Here is a 19,940-nt window from a genome sequence, read left to right as displayed (position 1 = left end):
TTGCAGCAATCCTTCGAAATTGCTCGTCGTGTGACTATAGGTCGTATTTGCGGGGCCAGGAGTGCGTGGAGGCCCGCCGAACCGAGAACGGCCGGCGGCCTTTTTTCCAGGGTTTAGCGTTTGGGCGTTTCCACGGGCGGCAACTCGACCTCCCGCTCTGCTGCCGACAAGGCCGCTTTCAGCCCCTCCTTATCCAGCGCAACACAATACGCAGGCTTGGCGCGTTCAAACCGCCAGCTTTCATCCAGCCCGCCGGCGTCCACCGCGTCGAAGCCAAACTCGTCCAGCAACGCGATCACGTGCGCCTTGGCGACCGGATCATCCGCCGACACCGGGAGCGCACGCCGGTCGGGTGCGCCGCGGCTGCGGGCATCCTGGGTCAACTCTGGCGCACGGATGGCGTTGAACGCCTTCACCACTGTCGACTGCGACAGGTGCTCGGCCACCAGCCGGCTGGTGGTGGTTTCAAAACGGTCGAGCACAGGAATGCGCCCATCGCGATCCGGGTAGTAGTTGTTGGCATCCATCACGATTTTGCCTTCCAGCCACTGCGCCGGCACGCTGGGGTAATGCTCGAACGGAATGGCCAGCAGCACCAGTTCGCCAAATTCAGCCGCTTCCTGCGCCGTGCCCACTTGAACGCCACGAATGCCGCTCACCACGCTGCTCATCGTCTGGGGGCCACGGGAGTTGCTCAACATCACTTCATGGCCGGCTGCCAATGCCAATTGCGCAACGGCACGTCCGATAAAGCCTGCTCCGATGATGCCAATGTTCATGTCGGTGCTCCTGGGTTGAGAGAGTGGTTATGATGATTGGCTACTGGATGAGGATAAATGCCCGTTCTGGTCTTGGTGTTGTTACTGGGAGTGGTGAATGATGGACCGCCTTTCAAGCATGAGTGCCTTTGTGATGGCTGCCGAGCTCGGTTCTTACGCCCGTGCGGCGGAGCGCTTGAGCATGTCGCCGCAGATGGTGGCCAAGCATGTGACGGCCCTGGAGCAGCGGCTGGGTGCCCGCTTGCTCAACCGCACCACCCGCCGGCAAAGCCTGACGGAGCTGGGAAGCGCGTACTACGAGCGCTGCAAACACATCCTCACAGAGGCTGAGGCGGCGGACTCCCTCGCCCAGATCATGCATGACACGCCGCGGGGCACGCTCAAGATCAGCGCCCCGGTGACCTTTGGCTCCTACAGCCTGATGCCACTGGTGACCGGGTTTTTACGGGACAACCCCGAGGTGGAAATCGACCTGCACCTGACCGACCGGTTTGTCGACCTGGTGGAGGAGGGCTACGAAGTGGCGTTCCGTATCGGCCCTCTGGCGAGCAGCAGCCTCACCGCCCGGCCGCTGCAGCCCTACCGCCTGGTGGTCTGCGCGGCACCGAAATACCTGGCCGAGCGCGGCACGCCGCTGATTCCCGCAGACCTTGAACACCACGAATGCCTGGGATACGCCTACTGGTCGCGCCCGGTCGATCGCGAATGGTCGTTCTACCAGGGCGCCGTCTTGCACAAGGCGCAGGTCACCAGTCGCCTGCACGTGAATGAGAGTCGGGCCTTGATGACTGCAGCGCTGGATGGTTTTGGCATTGTGCTGGGGCCTGAGGATTTTTTACGCTCGGCCCTGAAACGCGGCGAGCTGGTGCGCGTGCTGCCGGAATTTGAAGCGCCAAGCCGACAGATGCATTTGCTTTACACCGCGAACCGCCAGCGCACCGCCAAGCTGCGGCAATTCGTCGAGGCGGTACTGCTGCGTTTCGGCCCGCCCTAGACGCTGAAGCCGGTTTTGACCTGCTCATACACATGCAGCGCCAACAGGTTGCTGCTGTCGCAAAGCAGGTACAGGTGATGCACCGGCAATGGCGGCAATTCAACCCCCGCAATCTGCCGCGTCAATCCCTTGCCCATCCGGCTTTCTTCTACCAACCCCACCGCCATGCCACTGCGGATGCACGCTTCAACGGCGGGTGAGCTCGCGCTTTCCAACAGCACGCGATAGTAAGTGCCGTGCTCCTTCAGCGCCCGAATCGCCGCGGCGCGATAAGGGCAGCCGGTCAGTTGCACGGCAATCGGCAACGGCGCCTGCGGTGGAGAGCTGAAGTGTTCGGCGGCGACCCACAACGGCTGGATCTCTCCCAGGCGCTCGCCTTGTTCCAACGGCTGGGCGCTGACAATCAGGGCCAGATCCAGCTGCTGGCTGCCGAACAAGGTCAACAGTTCGCCGCTGGAGCGTGCTTCCACCTCCAATTCCAGCAGTGGGTTGTCGGCGACCAAGCGGGGCAGGAAGTCCTGCATGAAATCCGGCGCGTACGAGTCAGGCAGACCCAGGCGGATTTTGCCCTGCATGCGTTGCGGCGTGAGGGATGCCAGCAAGCGGTCATGGCTCTTGAGGAATTCGGTGGTTTCACCCAGGAGTTTCTTGCCGTACATGGTCAGCTCAACCCCTTGGTTGCTGCGGTTGAACAGGCGTTGGCCGACCTGGTCTTCGAGTTTTTGAATCTGGGTGGTCACGGTCGAAGCACTGCGGTGCACGTGATTGGCGGCTTCGTTGAATCGCTGGAAGCGGGCCACCGCGTGGAAGGTGCGCAACAGGTCGATGTTCAGTTGCTTGCTCATAATTCCACTTTTATGGATTAGTAGTGCGGCTTATTCAAATATACAGAATCATGCGCAGCACTTAGCCTTTCGGTCAATCACGCGAACCGGAGGCTCAATGAAGCGATCGACCTTAGGGCTGCTGCTGTTACAGACAGTCTTCGTGCTGTCGTGGAGTTCGGGCTTTATCGGCGCCAAATTGGCGGCCCGGAGTGATGGTGTGTTCAACGTGCTGTTCTGGCGTTTTTTGCTGGTGTCTGTGTGCCTGGCGCTGTTTTTGAACGTGCGGCTGCTGAAGGTTTCCCGGGCCCGGATCCGCCATCACGCGGTGATCGGCTTTCTCTCGCAGTTTCTCTATTTGACCTGTGTCTATGTGGCGATCCAGAACGGTTTGCCGCCGGGGATTGCAGCGATCATCGCGGCCTTGCAACCGTTGATGACGGCGGCTTTGTCATCGGGCAGCGTGAACGAGCGCAGTGGCGGTTGGCAGTGGCTGGGGTTGATGATCGGTTTTGCCGGCGTATCGATTGTGATCTCGGGGCAATACCGCAACAGCGGGGCCGACGTCGGGTGGGTCATGTACTTATTGCCCCTGGTGTCGGCACTGGGGCTGACTGTGGCCACGCTGTATGAACGACGGTCTGCCCAGGTTCAGTCCGGCGACCTTGCCCTGGCGTTGTTTATCCAGTCGTTATTGACCTTGATCGGCTTTGCCGCCGCAGTGCTATACACCGATACGCTGAGCATTCCTCGGGCTCCCGACGTGTTGATCTCCATCATTTGGCTGACGGTGTTTTCTACCTTCCTGGCTTACCTGAGCCTGTGGATGTTGTTGCGGGTGATGACGGCCACCCACGTGGCGGCGCTGGTGTACCTGGAGCCACCCGTGACATTGGTATGGGCCGCGCTGATGTTTGGCGACGTGATTTATGCATCCACGTATCTAGGGATCGCCGTGGTGGTGGCAGGGCTGATTCTGGTGCGGCTGAAACAACCGGCTGCAGCGTGTACTTCTTGAAAAGGTCAGTTTTTCTTTACCTGCCGTCTGCCCGCGGGTTCAGCAACCTGACAGTTGGCACCTGTTAAAAAGTCTTATAGCCAAGCAGGAGCGCGGCTGGAACAAGGGGGCATTTTTTACTGGTGTAAACGCTGGGCGGTGACGCCCGAGGATTCTGTATGTTGTTACGTTATGCGGCATTGGCGGCCCTGGTCGTCGCGGCTTCCGGGTGTGTAGAGGAGCGGGTCGTGCATGATCGACGACCGGTGCAGCGTGAATATGTAGAAATCGTGGCGCCGCAACCGCCACCGGTGCAGGTCATCGAGGTCGAGCCTGAAGGGCGGCCAGGCTACCTGTGGTCGCGCGGTTACTGGCGTTGGGAAGGCGGGCGTTATGTGGCGGTGCATGGTCACTGGGAGCCGGAGCGTCCAGGCTATCGCTACGTGCATCCGCATTGGGTACAGCGCAGTGATGGCTATCACTGGCAGGGCGGTGGTTGGGTTCGCTGACCGTATTTGCGTGGCTTAACTCGGCTTCTTCGTACCCAGAAGCCGAACTTCCCTGAGCAGCGCCGCGCCCAACTGGCCGGTGCCCAGTTCCTTGTAACCGACCGCTTTTACATCGCCGTTCTCTTCCGCCTGGATGAGGATCACCGGTGTTTCCTTGCCTGTGCCTTCGTCGACATGCATCGCGTATTGCGGGATATCCAGCTTGATCGGCGTGCCTGCCGCCTGGCCTTTCACATTGATCAGAAACGCCGCACAACCGGTATCCACATCCTGGCTGGTGGCGGAGCGGCCGCTGACGAAGCAGGTGGAGGGCAGGTCGGGCCAGGTGATGGCCTCGGCAAGGGGCAGTGGGGACGTTAATGCCAGGCTGGCGAGAAGAAGCGTGCGCACGTTGGTTGTATCTCTGGATAAGGTCGGTAACGACATTTTCTACCAAAGCCTGAACGCTGCTGCAACGCGACCTCTCAGGTCAGCCGCCGCATACCTGCAGCTTTGGCCGCGTTGACATCAAATGTCGCCGTATATTCGCACCCCGCTGCGTGGGCGCAGCGTTCAATCAGGCAGTCGGCGAAATCGGCTTTGGTACTTGTGAATCGCCGGAGTGCCTGCCAGATAACTTCGGCGTGCTCTACGGTCAGTTCCCGGGTGCGTAGCAGCGTCTCCAGGACCGCAATCACTTCACTCTTGGCTGATTGGTAGCTGGACTGCAGGACCCACACCAATTCGACCACTGAAACCAGGCTGACAAAACCCGGCGAGGCAGGGGTGAGGGACTCGATCAGTCTGGATGCCTTTGGCGATTGAACGGGATCATCTTGGGTGACATAACGCACCAGCACATTGGTATCCAGTCCGATCATCCTGCTTTGGCTCCCTGTGCTGCGATGGCCAGGTTCATTTCTTCGATGCTGACGGGCTTGACGGGTTTGCGGATCAGCCCTTTGAGGTCCAACACAGTTTTGCTGGCAGCGATGATCGCAAACTTGCCCTCTTCCATTTCGACAAATTCGACCCGGTCGCCAGTGTCCAGCCCAAGTGCGGTCCGCACTTGAACAGGGATGGTGATTTGTCCTTTTGATGTGAGTGTGGCGGTAGCCATGTTGAAAGCCTCTCTCGTGATGCTCCTTACCTTAGGGTAAGGAGTAGTAGAGGGCAAGATCCATTGGTCCATAGGTTACTCGTCTGGCATGGGGGGGACGGAACAGGTAAAACGATAGTCCGAACTTTTCCCGTCGACACGCCTGAAACCATCCTTAAGAGATACAACATATGACCGACCGCCACCTCATCATCCCCACCTCCATGCAGCCCATCGTCGAGCGCGCCGGCTACGTGCCGGCCGTAAAAGTCGGCAAGACGTTGTACTGCGCAGGCCAGGTCGGCCGCACGGAAAACCTGGAAGTCATCACCGACCCCGAGGCGCAATTCATCGCCGCCTGGGAGAGCCTGCGGCTGGTATTGGAGGAGGGTGGATGTACCTTCGAAGACGTGGTCGACATGACCACTTACCACGTGAACCTGAGCGAGCACATGGCGGTTTTCCGTGAGGTGAAAAACCGCCTGTTCCCCCGAGGGTTGTGCGCCTGGACGGTCATTGGCGTATCAGAACTGGCCAATCCAGGCTTGCTGCTGGAGATCAAGTGCGTCGCGGTTCAGCGCTGACTCACTGCACCACGCGGTAGCACGGCACGTAGGCAGCGCCGCCCGGCAGTTTCATCCGGTGCTGCTCCACAAACGCTTTCAGCAACTCATCCAGCGGTTTCATGATCGCCGGGTCGCCATGAATCTCATACGGCCCGTTTTGCTCGATCAGGCGGATGCCCTTGTCCTTGACGTTGCCCGCCACGATCCCGGAGAACGCACGGCGCAGGTTGGCCGCCAGTTCATGGGGCGGCAGGGCGTGGCTCAGTTGCAGGCTGGCCATGTTGGCGTGGGTCGGGTCGAACGGACGCTGGAAGCCTTCGTCGATCTTCAGCAGCCAGTTGAAGTGGAACGCGTCGTTGCGCTCGCGGCGGAACTGTTTGACCGCTTTCAAGCCGACGGTCATCTGCCGTGCCACTTCAGCCGGGTCGTCGATGATGATTTGGTAGTGGGCTTGAGCCGCTTCGCCGAGGGTGGCGCCGACAAACGCGTGCAGCTGTTGCAGGTACGGCGCGGCGTGTTTCGGCCCGGTGAGGATCACCGGGAACGGCACGTCGCGGTTGTCCGGGTGCATCAGGATGCCCAGCAGGTACAGGAACTCTTCGGCGGTGCCGGCGCCGCCCGGGAAGATGATGATGCCGTGGCCGACGCGCACAAAGGCTTCGAGGCGTTTTTCGATGTCCGGCAAAATCACCAGCTCATTGACGATCGGGTTCGGCGCCTCGGCGGCGATGATCCCAGGTTCGGTCAGGCCCAGGTAGCGCCCGCCGGTAATGCGTTGCTTGGCGTGGGAAATGGTCGCGCCCTTCATCGGGCCTTTCATCACGCCGGGGCCGCAGCCGGTGCACACGTCGAGGCTGCGCAGGCCCAGTTCGTGGCCGACTTTCTTGGTGTATTTGTATTCTTCGGTATTGATCGAGTGCCCGCCCCAGCACACCACGATCTTCGGCTCCACGCCCGGGCGCAGGGTACGGGCGTTGCGCAGCAGGTGGAACACGTAGTCGGTGATGCCCTGGGAGCTGCTCAGGTCGATGCGCTGGCTGTCCAGTTCGTTTTCGGTGTAGACGATGTCGCGCAGGGCGCTGAACAGCATTTCCCGGGTGCTGGCGATCATTTCGCCATCGACGAAGGCGTCGGCCGGGGCATTCAGCAGTTCCAGGCGCACGCCGCGGTCCTGCTGGTGGATGCGTACTTCGAAGTCTTTGTAGGCGTCGAGGATGGTCTTGGCGTTGTCGATATGCGCGCCGGTGTTGAGGATGGCCAGGGCGCATTGACGAAAGAGGGTGTAGATGCTGCCGGTACCGGCTTCGCTCAGTTGCTGGACTTCACGTTGCGACAGCGTTTCAAGGCTGCCTTTAGGGCTTACGGAGGCATTGATGACTTGTCTTTGGGGCATTCTGATTCCCTGAAAGCACAGCCACCGGACCATACATGGCCAGTGGCTTGAGGATAGTGCGCGCCGTTTTCGGTCGCATTGGACTGGCATTTTCCCCGGCACTGGAGCCGAGCGCAAACACCGTCGCGCACCATCATGCCGCAGAAGTTACTGAATCAGCTTCCAGTTTTTGTAGAAAAACCGCCGCAAGGTAAAGACCGCTCCGGCAAAGCCGGCGATCAGGCCGTTCAGCACGGACGGCACCAGGGTTGGCCGCACGATATCGATGAACAGGCAGTAGCGCTTGGCGTCGTTCTTGTTGAAGGAGGCGTGCATCAGCGTGTCATCGAAGATAAACAGCGGGTCATCGTGCCAGTAGTGCTTGTGCTTGCCGACCTGGATGTAGACGCCGTCGTGGTGCGGCGCCGGTGCCATGTTGTAGAGCACCCGGAACATCATGCGCAGCGGGCCGAAGTGAAACGAGGTGGAGCGGTTTTCATTGAACACCGACACGCCGATGGTTTTCACATAGGGCAGTTTTTCCCGCAGTTGCGGGATATCCAGGGTGGTTTCGATCGGGCGACCGTACCACTGGAAGAACAGCATGCCGCGCTTCTTCTCGGCCATGCGCTCATCCAGGTACTGGATGATTTCGTCCTTGTTGGCCATGGCGTCGTCGATCACCTTTTGCAGGTCTTCGCGCCAGGCCGCAGGCAAGTCGTTCATCTTGTACACGTGGCGATTGCGCTGGCTCAACAGGTCAAACAGCGTGTTGAAGGGGGCCAGCAGCCAGGTATTGCGGCCGTTGCCGATGAAATACTTCTTGATCGTCGGGCCGTCGTACAGGCCATTACGCAGGAAGTCATACAGCCCGCAGAACACTACCAGCAGCAGAAACACCAGGGTGGTTTTCGGGAAGCAATAGATGAACAGCAATACGCCAAGGATCCAGGCGGCGGACGCCAGGCGTTTGCGGATGACACTCTTACTCATGAAACTGGGCTCCATCGGGCGGTTTTCGATTGCTTCAAAACCGTCCGCGATCGACTGGCAGGCCAGGCAAAGGAGTCAGTCAACCCGTGGGGCATCATGCCCGAGCTGAAACATATCGAAATAATATGGTCATGATAGGGTGTTATCGCGCTCAGGTGGCGTTTTAAATGCTGGAAATTTGTGAAGTCACTGCACATTTTTTTACCGTTGTCCCTTTAAAACACCTCGGCTAATAGCCGGATCAGCAGTGTTGCGGATAGCATTTTGTGAACAGAAGATTTGCGACTATCGTGACGCTTCGGTTTTCCGGACGTCTATGAACCGTACGATTGACGCTGTAATGGCCACCATTGGCCTTCAGCACCTTGGAAGAGGCAGAAATTTTATGATCATCAAACCGCGGGTTCGTGGCTTTATCTGTGTGACCGCTCACCCGGTTGGCTGTGAAGCGAACGTCAAAGAGCAGATCGACTACGTGACCGAACACGGTGCCATTGAAGGCGGCCCGAAAAAGGTGCTGGTCCTCGGGGCTTCCACCGGCTACGGGCTGGCCGCGCGCATCAGCGCCGCCTTCGGCTGCGGCGCCGACACCCTGGGCGTGTTTTTTGAGAAAGAAGGCGAAGAAGGCAAGCTCAGCTCTGCCGGCTGGTACAACAGCGCCGCCTTCGAGAAATTTGCACTGGAAAAAGGTCTGTACGCCAAGAGCATCAACGGCGATGCGTTCTCCGACGAGATCAAGCGCCTGACCATCGAAACCATCAAGAAAGACCTGGGCAAGATCGACCTGGTGGTCTACAGCCTGGCCGCGCCACGCCGTACCGACCCGCAAGGCGTGGTGCACAACTCTACGTTGAAGCCGATCGGCAAGGCCGTGACCCTGCGCGGTATCAACACCGACAAGGGCGTCGTGGTCGACACCACCCTTGAGCCGGCCACCCAGGAAGAAATCGACGGCACCGTGAAAGTCATGGGCGGCGAAGACTGGCAGCTGTGGATCGACGCCCTGCGTGACGCCGACGTATTGGCCGAAGGCGCCAAGACCACTGCGTTCACCTACCTTGGCGAGAAGCTGACCCAGGACATCTACTGGAACGGTTCCATCGGCGAGGCCAAGAAGGACCTGGACAAGAAAGTCCTGACCCTGCGCGAAAACCTCGCTGCACTGAAGGGCGACGCCCGTGTGTCGGTGCTCAAGGCCGTGGTGACCCAGGCCAGCTCGGCGATCCCGATCATGCCGCTGTACCTGTCGCTGCTGTTTAAAGTGATGAAAGAGCAGGGCACCCACGAAGGTTGCATCGAGCAGGTCTATGGCCTGTTCAAGGACAGCCTGTATGGCAAAGAGCCCAAGCTCGACGCCGACGGCCGCCTGCGCGCCGACCTCGCGGAACTTGAGCCGAAGGTTCAGGACGCCGTAGCGGCGCTGTGGAATCAGGTGTCTGACGACAACGTCAATGAGATCAGCGATTTTGCCGGCTACAAGGCGGAGTTCCTGCGCCTGTTCGGTTTCGAGATCGACGGCGTGGACTACGACGCGGACGTCAATCCGACCGTGAAGATCCAGGGCCTGATTCAGGCCTGAGCGATGTGAGCAGGCCGCGACCTTGAAGAGGTGTTATCAAGGCCGCGGCTGGTTACTTCACAACCTCAGGCAGTCCGGGATGAAGAGAGGCGCGCCTGTGCCTCGCTGAACGCGGGCCGCCTGACGTTTACCACTTCTTTTTCCCACAGCGGGTTCAAGGGCATGTGGTAACCACTGTCTTTGGCTGTCCGGATCAGTTCTGCCATTTCCTTGCTGTCATTGATGATGGAGATTTCGTCGAACCGTCCGAGTTTGGCCGGCAGGAAAAAGGTCACCGGGTAGTTGGCAGCAACATCAGCCGCCGGGCTCCCTGAGTCCGTATTGTGGTGAACCACCCATTCTCCCTTCCCCACCAGCGCCTCATTGATCGCAGGGATCATGTTCGCTATTCGCGACGTGGCATTGCCGATGTTGCTGTCTTCCTTTTGATAAAAACGACCAGCGCTTTCATAGTCTTCGCGCAGTTCATTTGGCGCCTTGTATTGACTGGGATCTGCACTGCGTTGTTTGTAGCCATCAATCCGCTCCTTAAATACGCTGTGGGCGACATCCGGCACGGGTAGCTTGTCTTGCGGGCCGAGGTCACTCAGGTGAGGGCCGATCAAGTGCAAATCATAGTCAGCCGTCAGGGCTTTGCCGCTTTCGGGTTTTGCCAGCACTTCGACAGGCTTGCCTTGGTGCGTGATTTGAAAGTCGTTATCTAAGGGTGATTGGCGCTTGCCTTCGAATGCGTACATTTGCTGGCTTGGCCCCTGTGCATTGAAGCGTATGACGCCGTCAGGGGTCTCGGGTTGGAGTTGATCGATTTTGCCGAGCTTCAGCAGGTCGTCAAGGCGCTTGCTCGACACCGTCAACGGAACTGAAACCGCATAGCCATCCTGGATGCAGCCGGCGGTTTGCTCGTTGGCCTTGGCGATTTTCTGCGGATTGTTTTCAGAAAACTTCTCCAGTTTACTGAGCGCCTGGTCCACGCAGATCAGGCCCGCCTGCGGCCCCCAGTCGGCACTTTTGCCTTTGATATGAAAGTCCTTGGTGGGATGCCCCGCCTCGATCAGCCCGGTTGCCACTGGCTCGACCGCACGTACCCCTATGATGGTGTTGTGCTCAGCGGCCAGGCGCTGGAAAGGTGCAAGATGGCTTGACGCAATTCCGGTCTGGTCTTTGACCCGTTCGATAGCCGACTCCACGGAGCGCTTTTCCAGCGCGACCGATCCGCCATTCTGTTCAATTTGGCGATTTTCCAGTATTGCTCTGCTGGCGCTTGATGGAGAAATAAGAGAAGTATTAATAGTGTTCATGGGTTACCTCCAACTTCGTTGCGACGTGTCGTGAGTTTTATGGAGTTCCCTTCCAGACAAATGCGTGACCGATTGCACCGTCGACGCTAAGTAACCCGTCTAGTCCGTGCTATCGGAAATATCTGAAGTGTTCCGAGACGTATTTATGCAATCCATTGATCCCGCATCTGCAGGTGTTTGAAACGGAGATGTCCTTATGACGATTCGCGCAGTGGTCTTTGATTTCGGCGGTGTTCTGTTCGACTGGAACCCGCACCATCTTTACCGCCAGTTGATTGCCGACGACCAGGAACGCCAGCGGTTCCTGGACACGGTCTGCACCCAGGCCTGGAACACCGAACAGGACGCCGGCCGCAGCCTGGCCGAGGCGACCCGTACGCTGATTGCCGAACACCCGCAGCATGAGCCCTTGATCCAGGCGTACTACGACCGCTGGCACGAGATGTTGCGTGGCTCATTGCCTGAGGGCGTGGCGATTCTGGAAGCGTTGCATGAAGCAAAAATGCCGCTGTTCGGCCTGACCAACTGGTCCGCCGAGACCTTTCCCTATGCCCGCGCCCACTATCCCTTCCTGCAGTATTTTCGCGACATCGTCGTGTCCGGCGAAATCAAGCTGATCAAACCCGATCCCGCGATCTACCACGCCAGCCTGGCGCAGGTGCGCGCCCATCTGCCGGATATCAAACCGGCTGAGGTGGTGTTTATTGATGATGTGGCCGGTAATTCCGAGGCAGCCATTGCCCTGGGTTGGCAGGGGATTCATCACGTGTCTGCGGGGCAGACACGTCAGCGCTTGATTGAGCTGGGGGTGAACCTCTAGCGCGCCCACTTCTCCATGACGAAATCCACAAACGCCCGGAGTTTGGGCAGGCGATAGCGGTCCTGGGCGTAGAGCAAATGCATGGGCCGGCTGGGCAGTTGGTAGGACGTCAGCAATGCCACCAGTTTCCCGGCCCGCAGGTCGGGCTCGACCAGTGCGTCAGGCAGCATCACGATGCCCATGCCTTCCAGCGCCGCCTGGCGCAAGGCCTGCGAACTGTTGATGGTCAACGAGCCGGAAACGGGAATTTCCACCTCGCCCTCGGCGCCGCGCATTCGCCACAACTTGTCGGCGTTGCGCCAATCGTCGGTCGCCGGGTAAGCGAACGCCAGGCAGTCATGCTGCTGTAGATCATCGGGACATTGAGGCGTGCCACGGCGCGCCAGGTACGCCGCAGAGGCGCAGAGGGTGATGGTGTAATCCTGCATCGGTCGGGCAATCAGGCTTGGCGCGTCCAGTTCGCCCAGGCGGATGGCCACGTCGAAGCCGCTGTCGACCATGTCCATCCGCTGGTTGCTCAGCACCACGTATAGCTTGATCTGTGGGTAACGCCGGGAAAATTCACTGAGCGCCGGGGCCAGGCGTTCGGTGCCAAAGGCCGGTGGTGCGGTGATCCGCAGCAGACCTTTGGGCACGTCGCTGTTGGCTTGCTCGGCCATCTGCTCGGAGTCGGCCACCAGGCCCAGCACCTCCAGGCAACGCTGGTAATAAATCCCGCCAAACTCGGTCAGGCTTTGCTTGCGTGTGGTGCGCTTGAGCAGGCTGACCCCCAGGCGTTGCTCCAGCGCGCGCAGGTGATTGCCGACCATGGTGGTGGACATGCCGCACGACTGAGCCGCGGCCGTCATGCTGCCGGCTTCCACCACTTTCACGTACACCGTCATCGCCTGGAACAGATCCATTATCAAGCCCTGATTTAAAGTGATCGCAGTGTTGTGCAGTTTATCCAGCTCGGGTGGCTAACGATACTGGTGCCATCACCACGATGCACTGGAGCCTGACGCCATGACCGCCGCCTGCCTGATGACCACTTATCAACCGTCGCCCCTGAGCTTTACCCGTGGCCTTGGCACGCGCCTGTGGGACCAGCAGGGCCGCGAATACCTGGATGCCGTGGCGGGTGTGGCGGTGACCAACGTCGGCCATTCCCACCCACGGTTGGTGACGGCCATCAGTGAGCAGGCGGGTTTGCTGCTGCACACCTCCAACCTCTACAGCATCGACTGGCAACAGCGTCTGGCCCTGCGGCTCACCCGGCTTTCCGGGCTGGACCAGGCCTTCTTTAATAACTCCGGTGCCGAAGCCAACGAGACGGCGCTGAAGCTGGCCCGGCTGCATGGCTGGAAAAAGGGCATCGAACAGCCGCTGGTGGTGGTGATGGAGAACGCCTTTCACGGGCGCACCCTGGGCACCCTGTCCGCCAGCGACGGGCCTTCGGTACGGCTGGGGTTTCAAAAGCTGCCGGGGGACTTTATCAAGGTCGGCTTTGGCGACTTGAAGGCGCTGGAGGCCGTGACCGAGGCATTCGGCCCGCGGATTGTCGCGGTGCTGCTGGAGCCGATCCAGGGTGAAAGCGGCGTGCAAGTCGCGCCGCCGGGCTATCTGAAAGCCTTGCGCGAGCACTGCACCCGGCAAGGCTGGTTGTTGATGCTTGATGAGATCCAGACCGGGATCGGCCGCACCGGTCGCTGGTTTGCCTTCCAGCATGAAGGCATCGTGCCCGACGTGATGACGCTGGCCAAAGGCCTGGGCAACGGCGTGCCGATTGGCGCGTGCCTGGCCCGGGCCGCCGTGGCGCAACTGTTTACTCCCGGCAGCCACGGCAGCACCTTCGGCGGCAACCCGTTGGCCTGTCGGGTGGGTTGTACGGTGTTGGAGATCATCGAAGAGCAAGGCCTGCTCGACAATGCGGCGCAACAGGGCGAGCGGTTGCTGGCGCGCCTGCGGGTGGAATTGAGCGAACATCCCCAGGTGCTGGCGATTCGCGGGCAGGGGCTGATGATCGGTATCGAACTGGCGACACCTCAGCGCGACCTGGCCCAACGCGCGGCGCACGAGCATGGCCTGCTGATCAACGTGACACGGGGCAAGATCATCCGCCTGCTGCCGCCGCTGACCATTGACGGCAAGGAAGTGGAAATGATCGTGCGGGCGCTTTCCCGGTTATTGGATTGATCAAACGGGGTAGCCGGAGCCCACCTGCACCCCGTTCAACCACTCCTGATTCAGGGTTTCGGTGTCCCCCAGATAGTCGAGCAACCAGGCCATGGCCGGCGACAGTTTGTTCTGCGCCCACGCCACGCACGACGGGCTGGCGGGGAAGGGCCGGGACAGTTGCAGGGCGCTCAGCTCGCCGCGCTCGATCCACGGTTGCACCAGGTGCGCCGGCGCCATGCCGACGCACAGGCCGTCCCGCAGGCAATCAATCGCCGACGCCCAGTGCGGCACCACCAGGCGGCGCTGGTTGTCCAGGGTCCAGGTGTCGCGCTTGGGCAGGTTGCGTGAGGTATCGGTCATGCACAGGGAGGCGAAGGGCCGCAATTGGTCATCGCTGAGCAAGCCTTCTGCCGCCGCCAACGGATGCCGGCTGCTGACCACGCACAGCCAGTTCAACAGGCCCATGTCGCGAAAGGTGAACTGGCTGGCCACCGGCACCGCGCTGGTGGCGCCGATCACGATGTCGGTGCGGTCATCGGCCAGGGCATCCCACACGCCGTTGTACACCTCGTAGTCCAGCAGCAATTCCACCTCCGGGAACTGGCGATAGAAATCCAGCACCAGTTGCCGGCAGCGCTGCTGTTTGACGATGGAATCCACCGCGACTTTCAGCTGGCCGCTCCAGCCATTGGCCACTTGCTGGCACAGCCTTCGGGTGCCAAGCATTTTTTTCATCACGCCGCGGGCTTCGTCGACGAACAATTTACCGGCGGGCGTCAGCTCCACGTCCCGATGACGTCGGACAAACAGCGGCACCGCCAGCCATTCTTCGATTTGCCGCACCGTGTAGCTGATGGCCGACGGCACCCGGTGCAGTTCCTGGGCGGCGGCGCTGAAGCTGCCGTGGCGAGCCACCGCGTCCACGACATCCAGGGAATATTCAGACCACATGCAGGCTGCCTTCAAAAATATTGATAAGAGAGTCCAATTATTCTCGCTTCACAGGGAATCATCCAGCTTCATAATAGGCGCCAGTCAGCAAATAGTTTGATGGCAGGTTATACAAGGCTTCAATGAAAAACTCTTTTGGATTCACCTGGTACCTGGCGGGGCTGAGCATGCTCGGCTATCTGGCCATGGATATGTACTTGCCGGCGTTTGGCGCCATGGGCGAGCAACTGCAGATTTCCCCCGGCGCGGTGGGCGCGAGCCTGAGCATCTTCCTCGCGGGCTTTGCCGTCGGTCAGTTGTTGTGGGGGCCGCTGTCCGACCGGCTGGGACGCAAACCGGTGCTGCTCACCGGCCTTTCCCTGTTTGTGCTCGGTTGCCTGGGCATGTTCTGGGTCGAGACTGCACCGCAGTTGTTGGCCCTGCGCTTTGTGCAGGCGATTGGCGTGTGTTCCGCCGCCGTCAGTTGGCAAGCGCTGGTGATTGATCGCTACCCGGCGGACAAGGCCCATCGGGTATTCGCCGGCATCATGCCGCTGATGTCTCTGTCACCGGCCCTGGCGCCGCTGTTGGGGGCGTTGATGCTGAATCACTGGGGCTGGCAGGCGATCTTCGGCGTGCTGTTGTTGGTATCGCTGCTACTGCTGTTACCGACACTGTTTCTCAAACCATTGCCGAAACGCCTGACAACCGATGGCGAACCTTCCCGGCTGGGCTATGGGCAGTTGCTCAAGTCGCGGGTATTCACCGGCAACGTGATGATCTTCGCCGCGTGCTCCGCCAGTTTCTTCGCCTGGCTCACCGCCTCGCCGTTCATCCTCGGCGGTATGGGCTACAGCCCCAATGACATCGGCTTGAGCTACGTATTGCCCACGCTGTCGTTTTTGATCGGTGGCTACAGTTGCCGCAGTGCGTTGCAGCGCTTCCAGGGCAAGACCTTGTTGCCGTGGTTGCTGCTGGCGTACTGCATCAGCATGGGCGCGCTGTACCTGGTGGCCACCTTGACTGTGCCGACGCTCAGCACCTTGCTGATTCCGTTCTGCCTGATGGCGCTGGTCAACGGCGCCAGCTACCCGATCGTGGTGGCGAATGCGCTGATGCCATTTGCAGAAAATTCCGGCAAGGCGGCCGCCTTGCAGAACACGTTGCAGTTGGGCCTGTGTTTCCTCGCGAGCCTGATCGTGTCGTCGATGATTGATCAACCGCTGTTGATCACCGCGATTGTGATGTTGGCCACCGCGCCATTGGCCGTGTTGGGTTACTGGCTGGCGCGGCCGAAGGTTGATGATGCCGATGCCGACCTGGTGAGTGCGCCTTAAAACGTCACTTCCAGGTTCACCGTCGGCGTGGAGGTGCGACTGCCCCGGCCGCCGTCCACGCCGAACTTGTTATGCCAATACTCATACCCGACGCCCAGGTACAGGTTGGGCTTGACGCTTTTACCCGGGCGCACCGCCACCATCAGCGCGGTGCGCATCAGGGTTTCCGGCGCGGTGTCGCGGCCATGGAAGTCTTCGCCCTTTTCCCCGACGTGATTGATAAACCCCTGAAACTTCGCCCCATGGTTGCCGATCTCGAAAGGTCGCATCCAGGTCAGGTTGAGCATGTAGGTATCGTCGAAGGTGTGGTCGGGTTCTTTCGCGCCGGGGATGCCGGAATGGTTCCTTTCCTTGTAGTACATCAGGCTCAGGTCCAGCACGCCGACGGTGTTGAACTTCAAGGTCGGGCCAATCACCAGCGCGCGCTTTTTCGCCGACGCCAGGTTGTTGTTGCGGTTGGCATCAAAGCCGAAGGTCAGCGCGTAATCCTTGATCACCCCGGTACCCAGCGGCACATCGAACACCCGTGAGGCGTACAACTGGTGCCGGTACACGGCATACACTTCGCTGCCGCCGTGGTCGGTGCCCTTGCGCGGGTCGCGGCTGTCGGACAGGAACACGTCGAGGTTCAGGTAATTGCTGCCGTACTGGTAACCGCTGGCGTGGGTGAAGCTGTAAATGCGCTTGCTGAATTCATCCGGGTTGTTCGGGTTGGTGAACTGCTGGCCGTAGCGAAATCCCAGGCTGTTGTTCATCCATTCCAGCGCGACAGCCTCCCCGCCGCCGAACAGTGTGAGCAATACGGTTGCGCCGTGCAGTGCCTTTTTCATTGTTTTAATTCCTTTGGCGTTTTGGCTCATGGCAACCGTGCAAGGGTCGCCGGGCGCAGTATCCGCACATCCGTTGTGGGTTCCAAAGAACAGAATCTCGCCTGGGCCGATGCCGAAACGGCAGCACTGAAGCTGGCCGAAGAGTCAGGAAATACGCGGCATCCAGGGCGTTTCCTGATGTTCGCGCAGGCTGATTTCTTCACTGAGCAGATGGGCCATGGCTTGCACCGCGATCGGCAAGTCCCGGTCTTTGCGGGCGTACAAGCCCAGGTCGCTGAAGATCCCGCCCTGGTCGCTCAGCGGGATGTGCAGGAGTTCGCCCCGGGCCAAATCAACTTCCACGCCGATGCGCGTCTGGAACGCGATGCCCAATTGCTGGCGGGCCAACTGCCGGGCCAGTTCCATGGAGTTACTGTGCAGCAGCGGCTTGTTCGCTGCCGCCGAACGCTTGTGCAGCGGTGCGATCAGGTGATGAACCGACAGCTCGCTCTTGGCCTGGATCACCCCGTGCTCGCAGCAGACGGCGTAACTCACGCTGGCCTCGCCGGCCAGTGGATGCCCCGGGGCCATAAGCGCACCGAGACGGAAATGGCCGACACACACCTGGATGGTTTCGCTGCTGCGCGGTAATGCAAAAGCCAGCCCCAGATCAGCCTGGCCATTGACCACCGCGCCGGGAATCGACTGTGAACCTTGCACCGTGACGCCAATGGTCACTTTCGGATAGCGCTCCCGCATGCGCTTGAGGGCGGCGGGCAGCAGTTCCACGGTGGCGCCTTCCACCGTGGCGATTTCCACGTGGCCGGTCTGTACCTCGTTCAACCCCTCCAGCTCGCCCCGCACGCGCTCCACATCCTGCAGCACAAAACTCACGTGGCGCGTGAGGATCTCGCCGGCTGCGGTCAGGCGCAGCCCGCCGGGCAGCCGTTCGAACAGCGCTGCGCCTACTTCGTCTTCCAGCTTGAGGATCTGCCGGTTCACCGCCGACGACGCTACGTTCAGGCGCCGCGCGGCTTCGCGGATCGAGTGGCAGCGGCGAACCATGTCGAAGTAATAAATCGCCGGGGCGTGAATGCGAAGCTTGCGGTTGAGCATTTTTTTCGAGTCCTTGTGCGCAGCGCTTCGAGCCACGGGGCAGGGCGGCTGAATGGATTTTTGTAACACCGTTGGTGATGGTTTTGTGAAAATGATTGTATACAACTCTATGGACATCCAATCTTTCTATTGCATACAGTGAGTGCACAACAAAAACAGAGAACCCCTCACCATGACTATCCCGAAGGCGTCACCGCAGCGGCCAGAAGACGAGAATCTCGGCGTCGCGGCCAACATGGCTTACGGCCTGCAGCATGTGCTCACCATGTACGGCGGCATCGTGGCCGTACCGTTGATCGTCGGCCAGGCGGCCGGGTTGTCGCCGGCCGATATCGGCCTGCTGATCGCCGCTTCGCTGTTTGCCGGTGGCCTGGCCACACTGCTGCAAACACTCGGGTTGCCGTTCTTCGGCTGCCAGTTGCCGCTGGTGCAAGGGGTGTCCTTTGCCGGCGTGGCAACCATGGTCGCGATTGTCGGCAGCGACGGCGCGGGCGGCATCCCGGCGATTCTCGGGGCGGTGATGGCCGCGTCGTTGATCGGGTTGTTGATCACCCCGGTGTTCTCGCGAATAACCAAATTTTTCCCGCCGCTGGTGACCGGCATCGTGATCACCACCATCGGCCTGACCCTGATGCCCGTCGCCGCCCGCTGGGCCATGGGCGGCAACAGCCGCGCCGCTGATTTCGGCAGCATGCCCAACATCGGCCTGGCGGCGCTGACCCTGGTGCTGGTGTTGTTGCTGAGCAAGATCGGCAGCGCGACCATCTCCCGGTTGTCGATTCTGCTGGCGATGGTGATCGGCACGGTCATCGCGGTGTTCCTCGGCATGGCGGACTTCTCCAGCGTGACCCAGGGCCCGATGTTCGGCTTTCCCACACCCTTCCATTTCGGCATGCCGACCTTCCACCTCGCGGCGATCATTTCCATGTGCATCGTGGTGATGGTGACGTTGGTGGAAACCTCGGCGGACATTCTCGCGGTGGGCGAAATCATCGACACCAAGGTCGACTCCAAACGCCTGGGTAATGGCCTGCGTGCCGATATGCTGTCGAGCATGTTTGCGCCGATCTTCGGTTCATTCACCCAAAGTGCGTTCGCCCAGAACGTCGGGCTGGTGGCGGTGACCGGGGTCAAGAGTCGCTACGTGGTCGCCACCGGCGGGATATTCCTGGTGATTCTCGGCCTGCTGCCGTTCATGGGGCGGGTGATTGCGGCGGTGCCGACTTCGGTGCTGGGCGGGGCCGGGATTGTGCTGTTCGGCACCGTGGCCGCCAGTGGGATTCGCACCCTGTCCAAGGTCGATTACCGCAACAACATGAACCTGATCATCGTCGCCACTTCCATCGGTTTTGGCATGATCCCGATTGCGGCACCGAGCTTCTATGATCACTTCCCGAGCTGGTTCGCGACCATTTTCCATTCGGGCATCAGCTCGTCGGCGATCATGGCGATTCTGTTGAACCTGGCGTTCAACCACTTCACTGCCGGCAATTCGGACCAGCAGTCGGTGTTTGTCGCCGGGACTGAGCGCAGCCTGTGCTTCCAGGATGTGGCGGCGTTGCGGGACGGGGATTACTTCAGCGGCGGCAAGCTGTTTGATGCCGAGGGCAAGGAGATTCCGTTGCTGGAGGAAGTGCCGAAGAAAGCGGCGGTGCACGGCAGGGCGCAGACGAGCGAGGTGTAACAGCCAATCATTGTGGCGAGGGCGCTTGCTCCCGTTGGGCTGCGAAGCGGCCCCAGCTTTTGCGACTGCTTCGCAGTCGAGCGGGAGCAAGCTCCCTC

General features: G+C 60.3%; 21 protein-coding genes. 9 read left to right on the top strand and 12 right to left on the bottom strand.

Translation table 11 applies throughout. From position 1 onward, the window contains the following. Positions 1-113 precede the first annotated feature (113 nt). Positions 114-779, bottom strand: a complete 666-nt coding sequence (locus MUM_RS0127565; protein ID WP_010176268.1) for an NADPH-dependent F420 reductase — start codon at positions 777-779, stop codon at positions 114-116. A gap of 97 nt (positions 780-876) precedes the next feature. On the opposite strand from MUM_RS0127565, the gene MUM_RS0127560 reads away from it, so the two are divergent. Then, positions 877-1,773 carry a LysR family transcriptional regulator gene (locus MUM_RS0127560; RefSeq protein WP_032882292.1) on the top strand — a complete coding sequence of 299 codons (897 nt, stop codon included), beginning with the start codon at positions 877-879 and terminating at the stop codon, positions 1,771-1,773. Here MUM_RS0127560 and MUM_RS0127555 read toward each other — a convergent pair. Then, positions 1,770-2,618, bottom strand: coding sequence for a LysR substrate-binding domain-containing protein (locus MUM_RS0127555; RefSeq protein WP_010176266.1), 849 nt, complete (start codon positions 2,616-2,618; stop codon positions 1,770-1,772). The two genes, MUM_RS0127560 and MUM_RS0127555, sit on opposite strands and share 4 nt — an antisense overlap. A gap of 97 nt (positions 2,619-2,715) precedes the next feature. On the opposite strand from MUM_RS0127555, the gene MUM_RS0127550 reads away from it, so the two are divergent. Beyond that, on the top strand, positions 2,716-3,615 hold the full coding sequence (locus tag MUM_RS0127550; protein ID WP_010176265.1) for a DMT family transporter: 900 nt from the start codon (positions 2,716-2,718) through the stop codon (positions 3,613-3,615). Positions 3,616-3,773: 158 nt separating this feature from the next. Further along, a complete protein-coding gene (locus MUM_RS0127545) occupies positions 3,774-4,103 on the top strand; it encodes a YXWGXW repeat-containing protein (protein WP_010176264.1) in 330 nt (109 codons plus the stop codon). Between the two features lie 15 nt (positions 4,104-4,118). On the opposite strand, the gene MUM_RS0127540 is transcribed toward MUM_RS0127545, so the two are convergent. From MUM_RS0127540 to MUM_RS0127530, 3 genes are all read right to left on the bottom strand, one after another. Then, a complete protein-coding gene (locus tag MUM_RS0127540; protein ID WP_010176263.1) occupies positions 4,119-4,493 on the bottom strand; it encodes a hypothetical protein in 375 nt (124 codons plus the stop codon). Between the two features lie 74 nt (positions 4,494-4,567). Beyond that, positions 4,568-4,963 carry a PIN domain-containing protein gene (locus MUM_RS0127535; protein ID WP_010176262.1) on the bottom strand — a complete coding sequence of 132 codons (396 nt, stop codon included), beginning with the start codon at positions 4,961-4,963 and terminating at the stop codon, positions 4,568-4,570. Then, a complete protein-coding gene (locus tag MUM_RS0127530) occupies positions 4,960-5,274 on the bottom strand; it encodes an AbrB/MazE/SpoVT family DNA-binding domain-containing protein (RefSeq protein ID WP_081480140.1) in 315 nt (104 codons plus the stop codon). Before MUM_RS0127530 ends, MUM_RS0127535 begins: the two co-directional genes overlap by 4 nt. 98 nt (positions 5,275-5,372) lie before the next feature. On the opposite strand from MUM_RS0127530, the gene MUM_RS0127525 reads away from it, so the two are divergent. After that, a complete protein-coding gene (locus tag MUM_RS0127525; protein WP_010176260.1) occupies positions 5,373-5,765 on the top strand; it encodes a RidA family protein in 393 nt (130 codons plus the stop codon). Between the two features lies 1 nt (position 5,766). On the opposite strand, the gene ppnN is transcribed toward MUM_RS0127525, so the two are convergent. Both ppnN and MUM_RS0127515 read right to left on the bottom strand, forming a co-directional pair. Further along, entirely contained in the window at positions 5,767-7,140 is a 1,374-nt protein-coding gene (gene ppnN, locus MUM_RS0127520; RefSeq protein WP_003218868.1) for a nucleotide 5'-monophosphate nucleosidase PpnN, read from the bottom strand. A gap of 147 nt (positions 7,141-7,287) precedes the next feature. Beyond that, positions 7,288-8,112: an aspartyl/asparaginyl beta-hydroxylase domain-containing protein gene (locus MUM_RS0127515; RefSeq protein WP_010176258.1), complete on the bottom strand. Its 825-nt coding sequence runs from the start codon at positions 8,110-8,112 to the stop codon at positions 7,288-7,290. A gap of 385 nt (positions 8,113-8,497) precedes the next feature. On the opposite strand from MUM_RS0127515, the gene fabV reads away from it, so the two are divergent. Next, entirely contained in the window at positions 8,498-9,691 is a 1,194-nt protein-coding gene (fabV, locus tag MUM_RS0127510; protein WP_010176257.1) for an enoyl-ACP reductase FabV, read from the top strand. A 65-nt stretch (positions 9,692-9,756) separates the two neighbouring features. On the opposite strand, the gene MUM_RS0127505 is transcribed toward fabV, so the two are convergent. Then, entirely contained in the window at positions 9,757-10,989 is a 1,233-nt protein-coding gene (locus MUM_RS0127505; RefSeq protein WP_081480139.1) for an anthrax toxin-like adenylyl cyclase domain-containing protein, read from the bottom strand. A gap of 196 nt (positions 10,990-11,185) precedes the next feature. On the opposite strand from MUM_RS0127505, the gene MUM_RS0127500 reads away from it, so the two are divergent. After that, a complete protein-coding gene (locus MUM_RS0127500; RefSeq protein WP_010176255.1) occupies positions 11,186-11,809 on the top strand; it encodes an HAD family hydrolase in 624 nt (207 codons plus the stop codon). Here the strand turns inward: MUM_RS0127500 and MUM_RS0127495 are convergent. Then, positions 11,806-12,711 (bottom strand): LysR family transcriptional regulator, encoded by a 906-nt coding sequence (locus tag MUM_RS0127495; protein ID WP_010176254.1) that lies wholly within the window; start codon positions 12,709-12,711, stop codon positions 11,806-11,808. The two genes, MUM_RS0127500 and MUM_RS0127495, sit on opposite strands and share 4 nt — an antisense overlap. A gap of 103 nt (positions 12,712-12,814) precedes the next feature. Between MUM_RS0127495 and MUM_RS0127490 the strand changes: the two genes are divergently transcribed. Beyond that, on the top strand, positions 12,815-13,984 hold the full coding sequence (locus MUM_RS0127490) for an aspartate aminotransferase family protein (RefSeq protein WP_010176253.1): 1,170 nt from the start codon (positions 12,815-12,817) through the stop codon (positions 13,982-13,984). Here the strand turns inward: MUM_RS0127490 and punR are convergent, their stop codons facing one another. Further along, positions 13,985-14,917 carry a DNA-binding transcriptional activator PunR gene (punR, locus tag MUM_RS0127485; protein ID WP_010176252.1) on the bottom strand — a complete coding sequence of 311 codons (933 nt, stop codon included), beginning with the start codon at positions 14,915-14,917 and terminating at the stop codon, positions 13,985-13,987. A 122-nt stretch (positions 14,918-15,039) separates the two neighbouring features. On the opposite strand from punR, the gene punC reads away from it, so the two are divergent. Next, entirely contained in the window at positions 15,040-16,233 is a 1,194-nt protein-coding gene (punC, locus tag MUM_RS0127480; RefSeq protein WP_010176251.1) for a purine nucleoside transporter PunC, read from the top strand. On the opposite strand, the gene MUM_RS0127475 is transcribed toward punC, so the two are convergent. Both MUM_RS0127475 and MUM_RS0127470 read right to left on the bottom strand, forming a co-directional pair. Further along, entirely contained in the window at positions 16,230-17,063 is an 834-nt protein-coding gene (locus MUM_RS0127475) for a hypothetical protein (protein WP_010176250.1), read from the bottom strand. The genes punC and MUM_RS0127475 overlap by 4 nt on opposite strands. A gap of 144 nt (positions 17,064-17,207) precedes the next feature. Continuing rightward, positions 17,208-18,158: a LysR family transcriptional regulator gene (locus MUM_RS0127470; RefSeq protein ID WP_010176249.1), complete on the bottom strand. Its 951-nt coding sequence runs from the start codon at positions 18,156-18,158 to the stop codon at positions 17,208-17,210. 172 nt (positions 18,159-18,330) lie between these two features. Between MUM_RS0127470 and MUM_RS0127465 the strand changes: the two genes are divergently transcribed. Beyond that, positions 18,331-19,842, top strand: a complete 1,512-nt coding sequence (locus tag MUM_RS0127465) for a nucleobase:cation symporter-2 family protein (RefSeq protein ID WP_010176247.1) — start codon at positions 18,331-18,333, stop codon at positions 19,840-19,842. Positions 19,843-19,940 lie beyond the last annotated feature (98 nt).

This window comes from Pseudomonas sp. PAMC 25886 (genome assembly GCF_000242655.1).
Taxonomy (GTDB): Bacteria; Pseudomonadota; Gammaproteobacteria; order Pseudomonadales; family Pseudomonadaceae; genus Aquipseudomonas.
This window is presented reverse-complemented; position numbering and strand designations above follow the sequence as displayed.

What these genes read in the sequence shown, in the direction of transcription:
- fabV (WP_010176257.1), top strand. Translation starts at nt 8,498, where the DNA reads ATGATCATCAAACCGCGGGTTCGTGGCTTTATCTGTGTGACCGCTCAC.
- MUM_RS0127515 (WP_010176258.1), bottom strand. Translation starts at nt 8,112, where the DNA reads ATGAGTAAGAGTGTCATCCGCAAACGCCTGGCGTCCGCCGCCTGGATC.
- ppnN (WP_003218868.1), bottom strand. Translation starts at nt 7,140, where the DNA reads ATGCCCCAAAGACAAGTCATCAATGCCTCCGTAAGCCCTAAAGGCAGC.
- MUM_RS0127505 (WP_081480139.1), bottom strand. Translation starts at nt 10,989, where the DNA reads ATGAACACTATTAATACTTCTCTTATTTCTCCATCAAGCGCCAGCAGA.
- MUM_RS0127535 (WP_010176262.1), bottom strand. Translation starts at nt 4,963, where the DNA reads ATGATCGGACTGGATACCAATGTGCTGGTGCGTTATGTCACCCAAGAT.
- MUM_RS0127470 (WP_010176249.1), bottom strand. Translation starts at nt 18,158, where the DNA reads ATGCTCAACCGCAAGCTTCGCATTCACGCCCCGGCGATTTATTACTTC.
- MUM_RS0127525 (WP_010176260.1), top strand. Translation starts at nt 5,373, where the DNA reads ATGACCGACCGCCACCTCATCATCCCCACCTCCATGCAGCCCATCGTC.
- MUM_RS0127550 (WP_010176265.1), top strand. Translation starts at nt 2,716, where the DNA reads ATGAAGCGATCGACCTTAGGGCTGCTGCTGTTACAGACAGTCTTCGTG.
- MUM_RS0127490 (WP_010176253.1), top strand. Translation starts at nt 12,815, where the DNA reads ATGACCGCCGCCTGCCTGATGACCACTTATCAACCGTCGCCCCTGAGC.
- MUM_RS0127465 (WP_010176247.1), top strand. Translation starts at nt 18,331, where the DNA reads ATGACTATCCCGAAGGCGTCACCGCAGCGGCCAGAAGACGAGAATCTC.
- punR (WP_010176252.1), bottom strand. Translation starts at nt 14,917, where the DNA reads ATGTGGTCTGAATATTCCCTGGATGTCGTGGACGCGGTGGCTCGCCAC.
- MUM_RS0127565 (WP_010176268.1), bottom strand. Translation starts at nt 779, where the DNA reads ATGAACATTGGCATCATCGGAGCAGGCTTTATCGGACGTGCCGTTGCG.
- MUM_RS0127530 (WP_081480140.1), bottom strand. Translation starts at nt 5,274, where the DNA reads ATGGACCAATGGATCTTGCCCTCTACTACTCCTTACCCTAAGGTAAGG.
- MUM_RS0127545 (WP_010176264.1), top strand. Translation starts at nt 3,774, where the DNA reads ATGTTGTTACGTTATGCGGCATTGGCGGCCCTGGTCGTCGCGGCTTCC.
- MUM_RS0127560 (WP_032882292.1), top strand. Translation starts at nt 877, where the DNA reads ATGATGGACCGCCTTTCAAGCATGAGTGCCTTTGTGATGGCTGCCGAG.
- MUM_RS0127555 (WP_010176266.1), bottom strand. Translation starts at nt 2,618, where the DNA reads ATGAGCAAGCAACTGAACATCGACCTGTTGCGCACCTTCCACGCGGTG.
- MUM_RS0127495 (WP_010176254.1), bottom strand. Translation starts at nt 12,711, where the DNA reads ATGGATCTGTTCCAGGCGATGACGGTGTACGTGAAAGTGGTGGAAGCC.
- MUM_RS0127475 (WP_010176250.1), bottom strand. Translation starts at nt 17,063, where the DNA reads ATGAAAAAGGCACTGCACGGCGCAACCGTATTGCTCACACTGTTCGGC.
- punC (WP_010176251.1), top strand. Translation starts at nt 15,040, where the DNA reads ATGAAAAACTCTTTTGGATTCACCTGGTACCTGGCGGGGCTGAGCATG.
- MUM_RS0127500 (WP_010176255.1), top strand. Translation starts at nt 11,186, where the DNA reads ATGACGATTCGCGCAGTGGTCTTTGATTTCGGCGGTGTTCTGTTCGAC.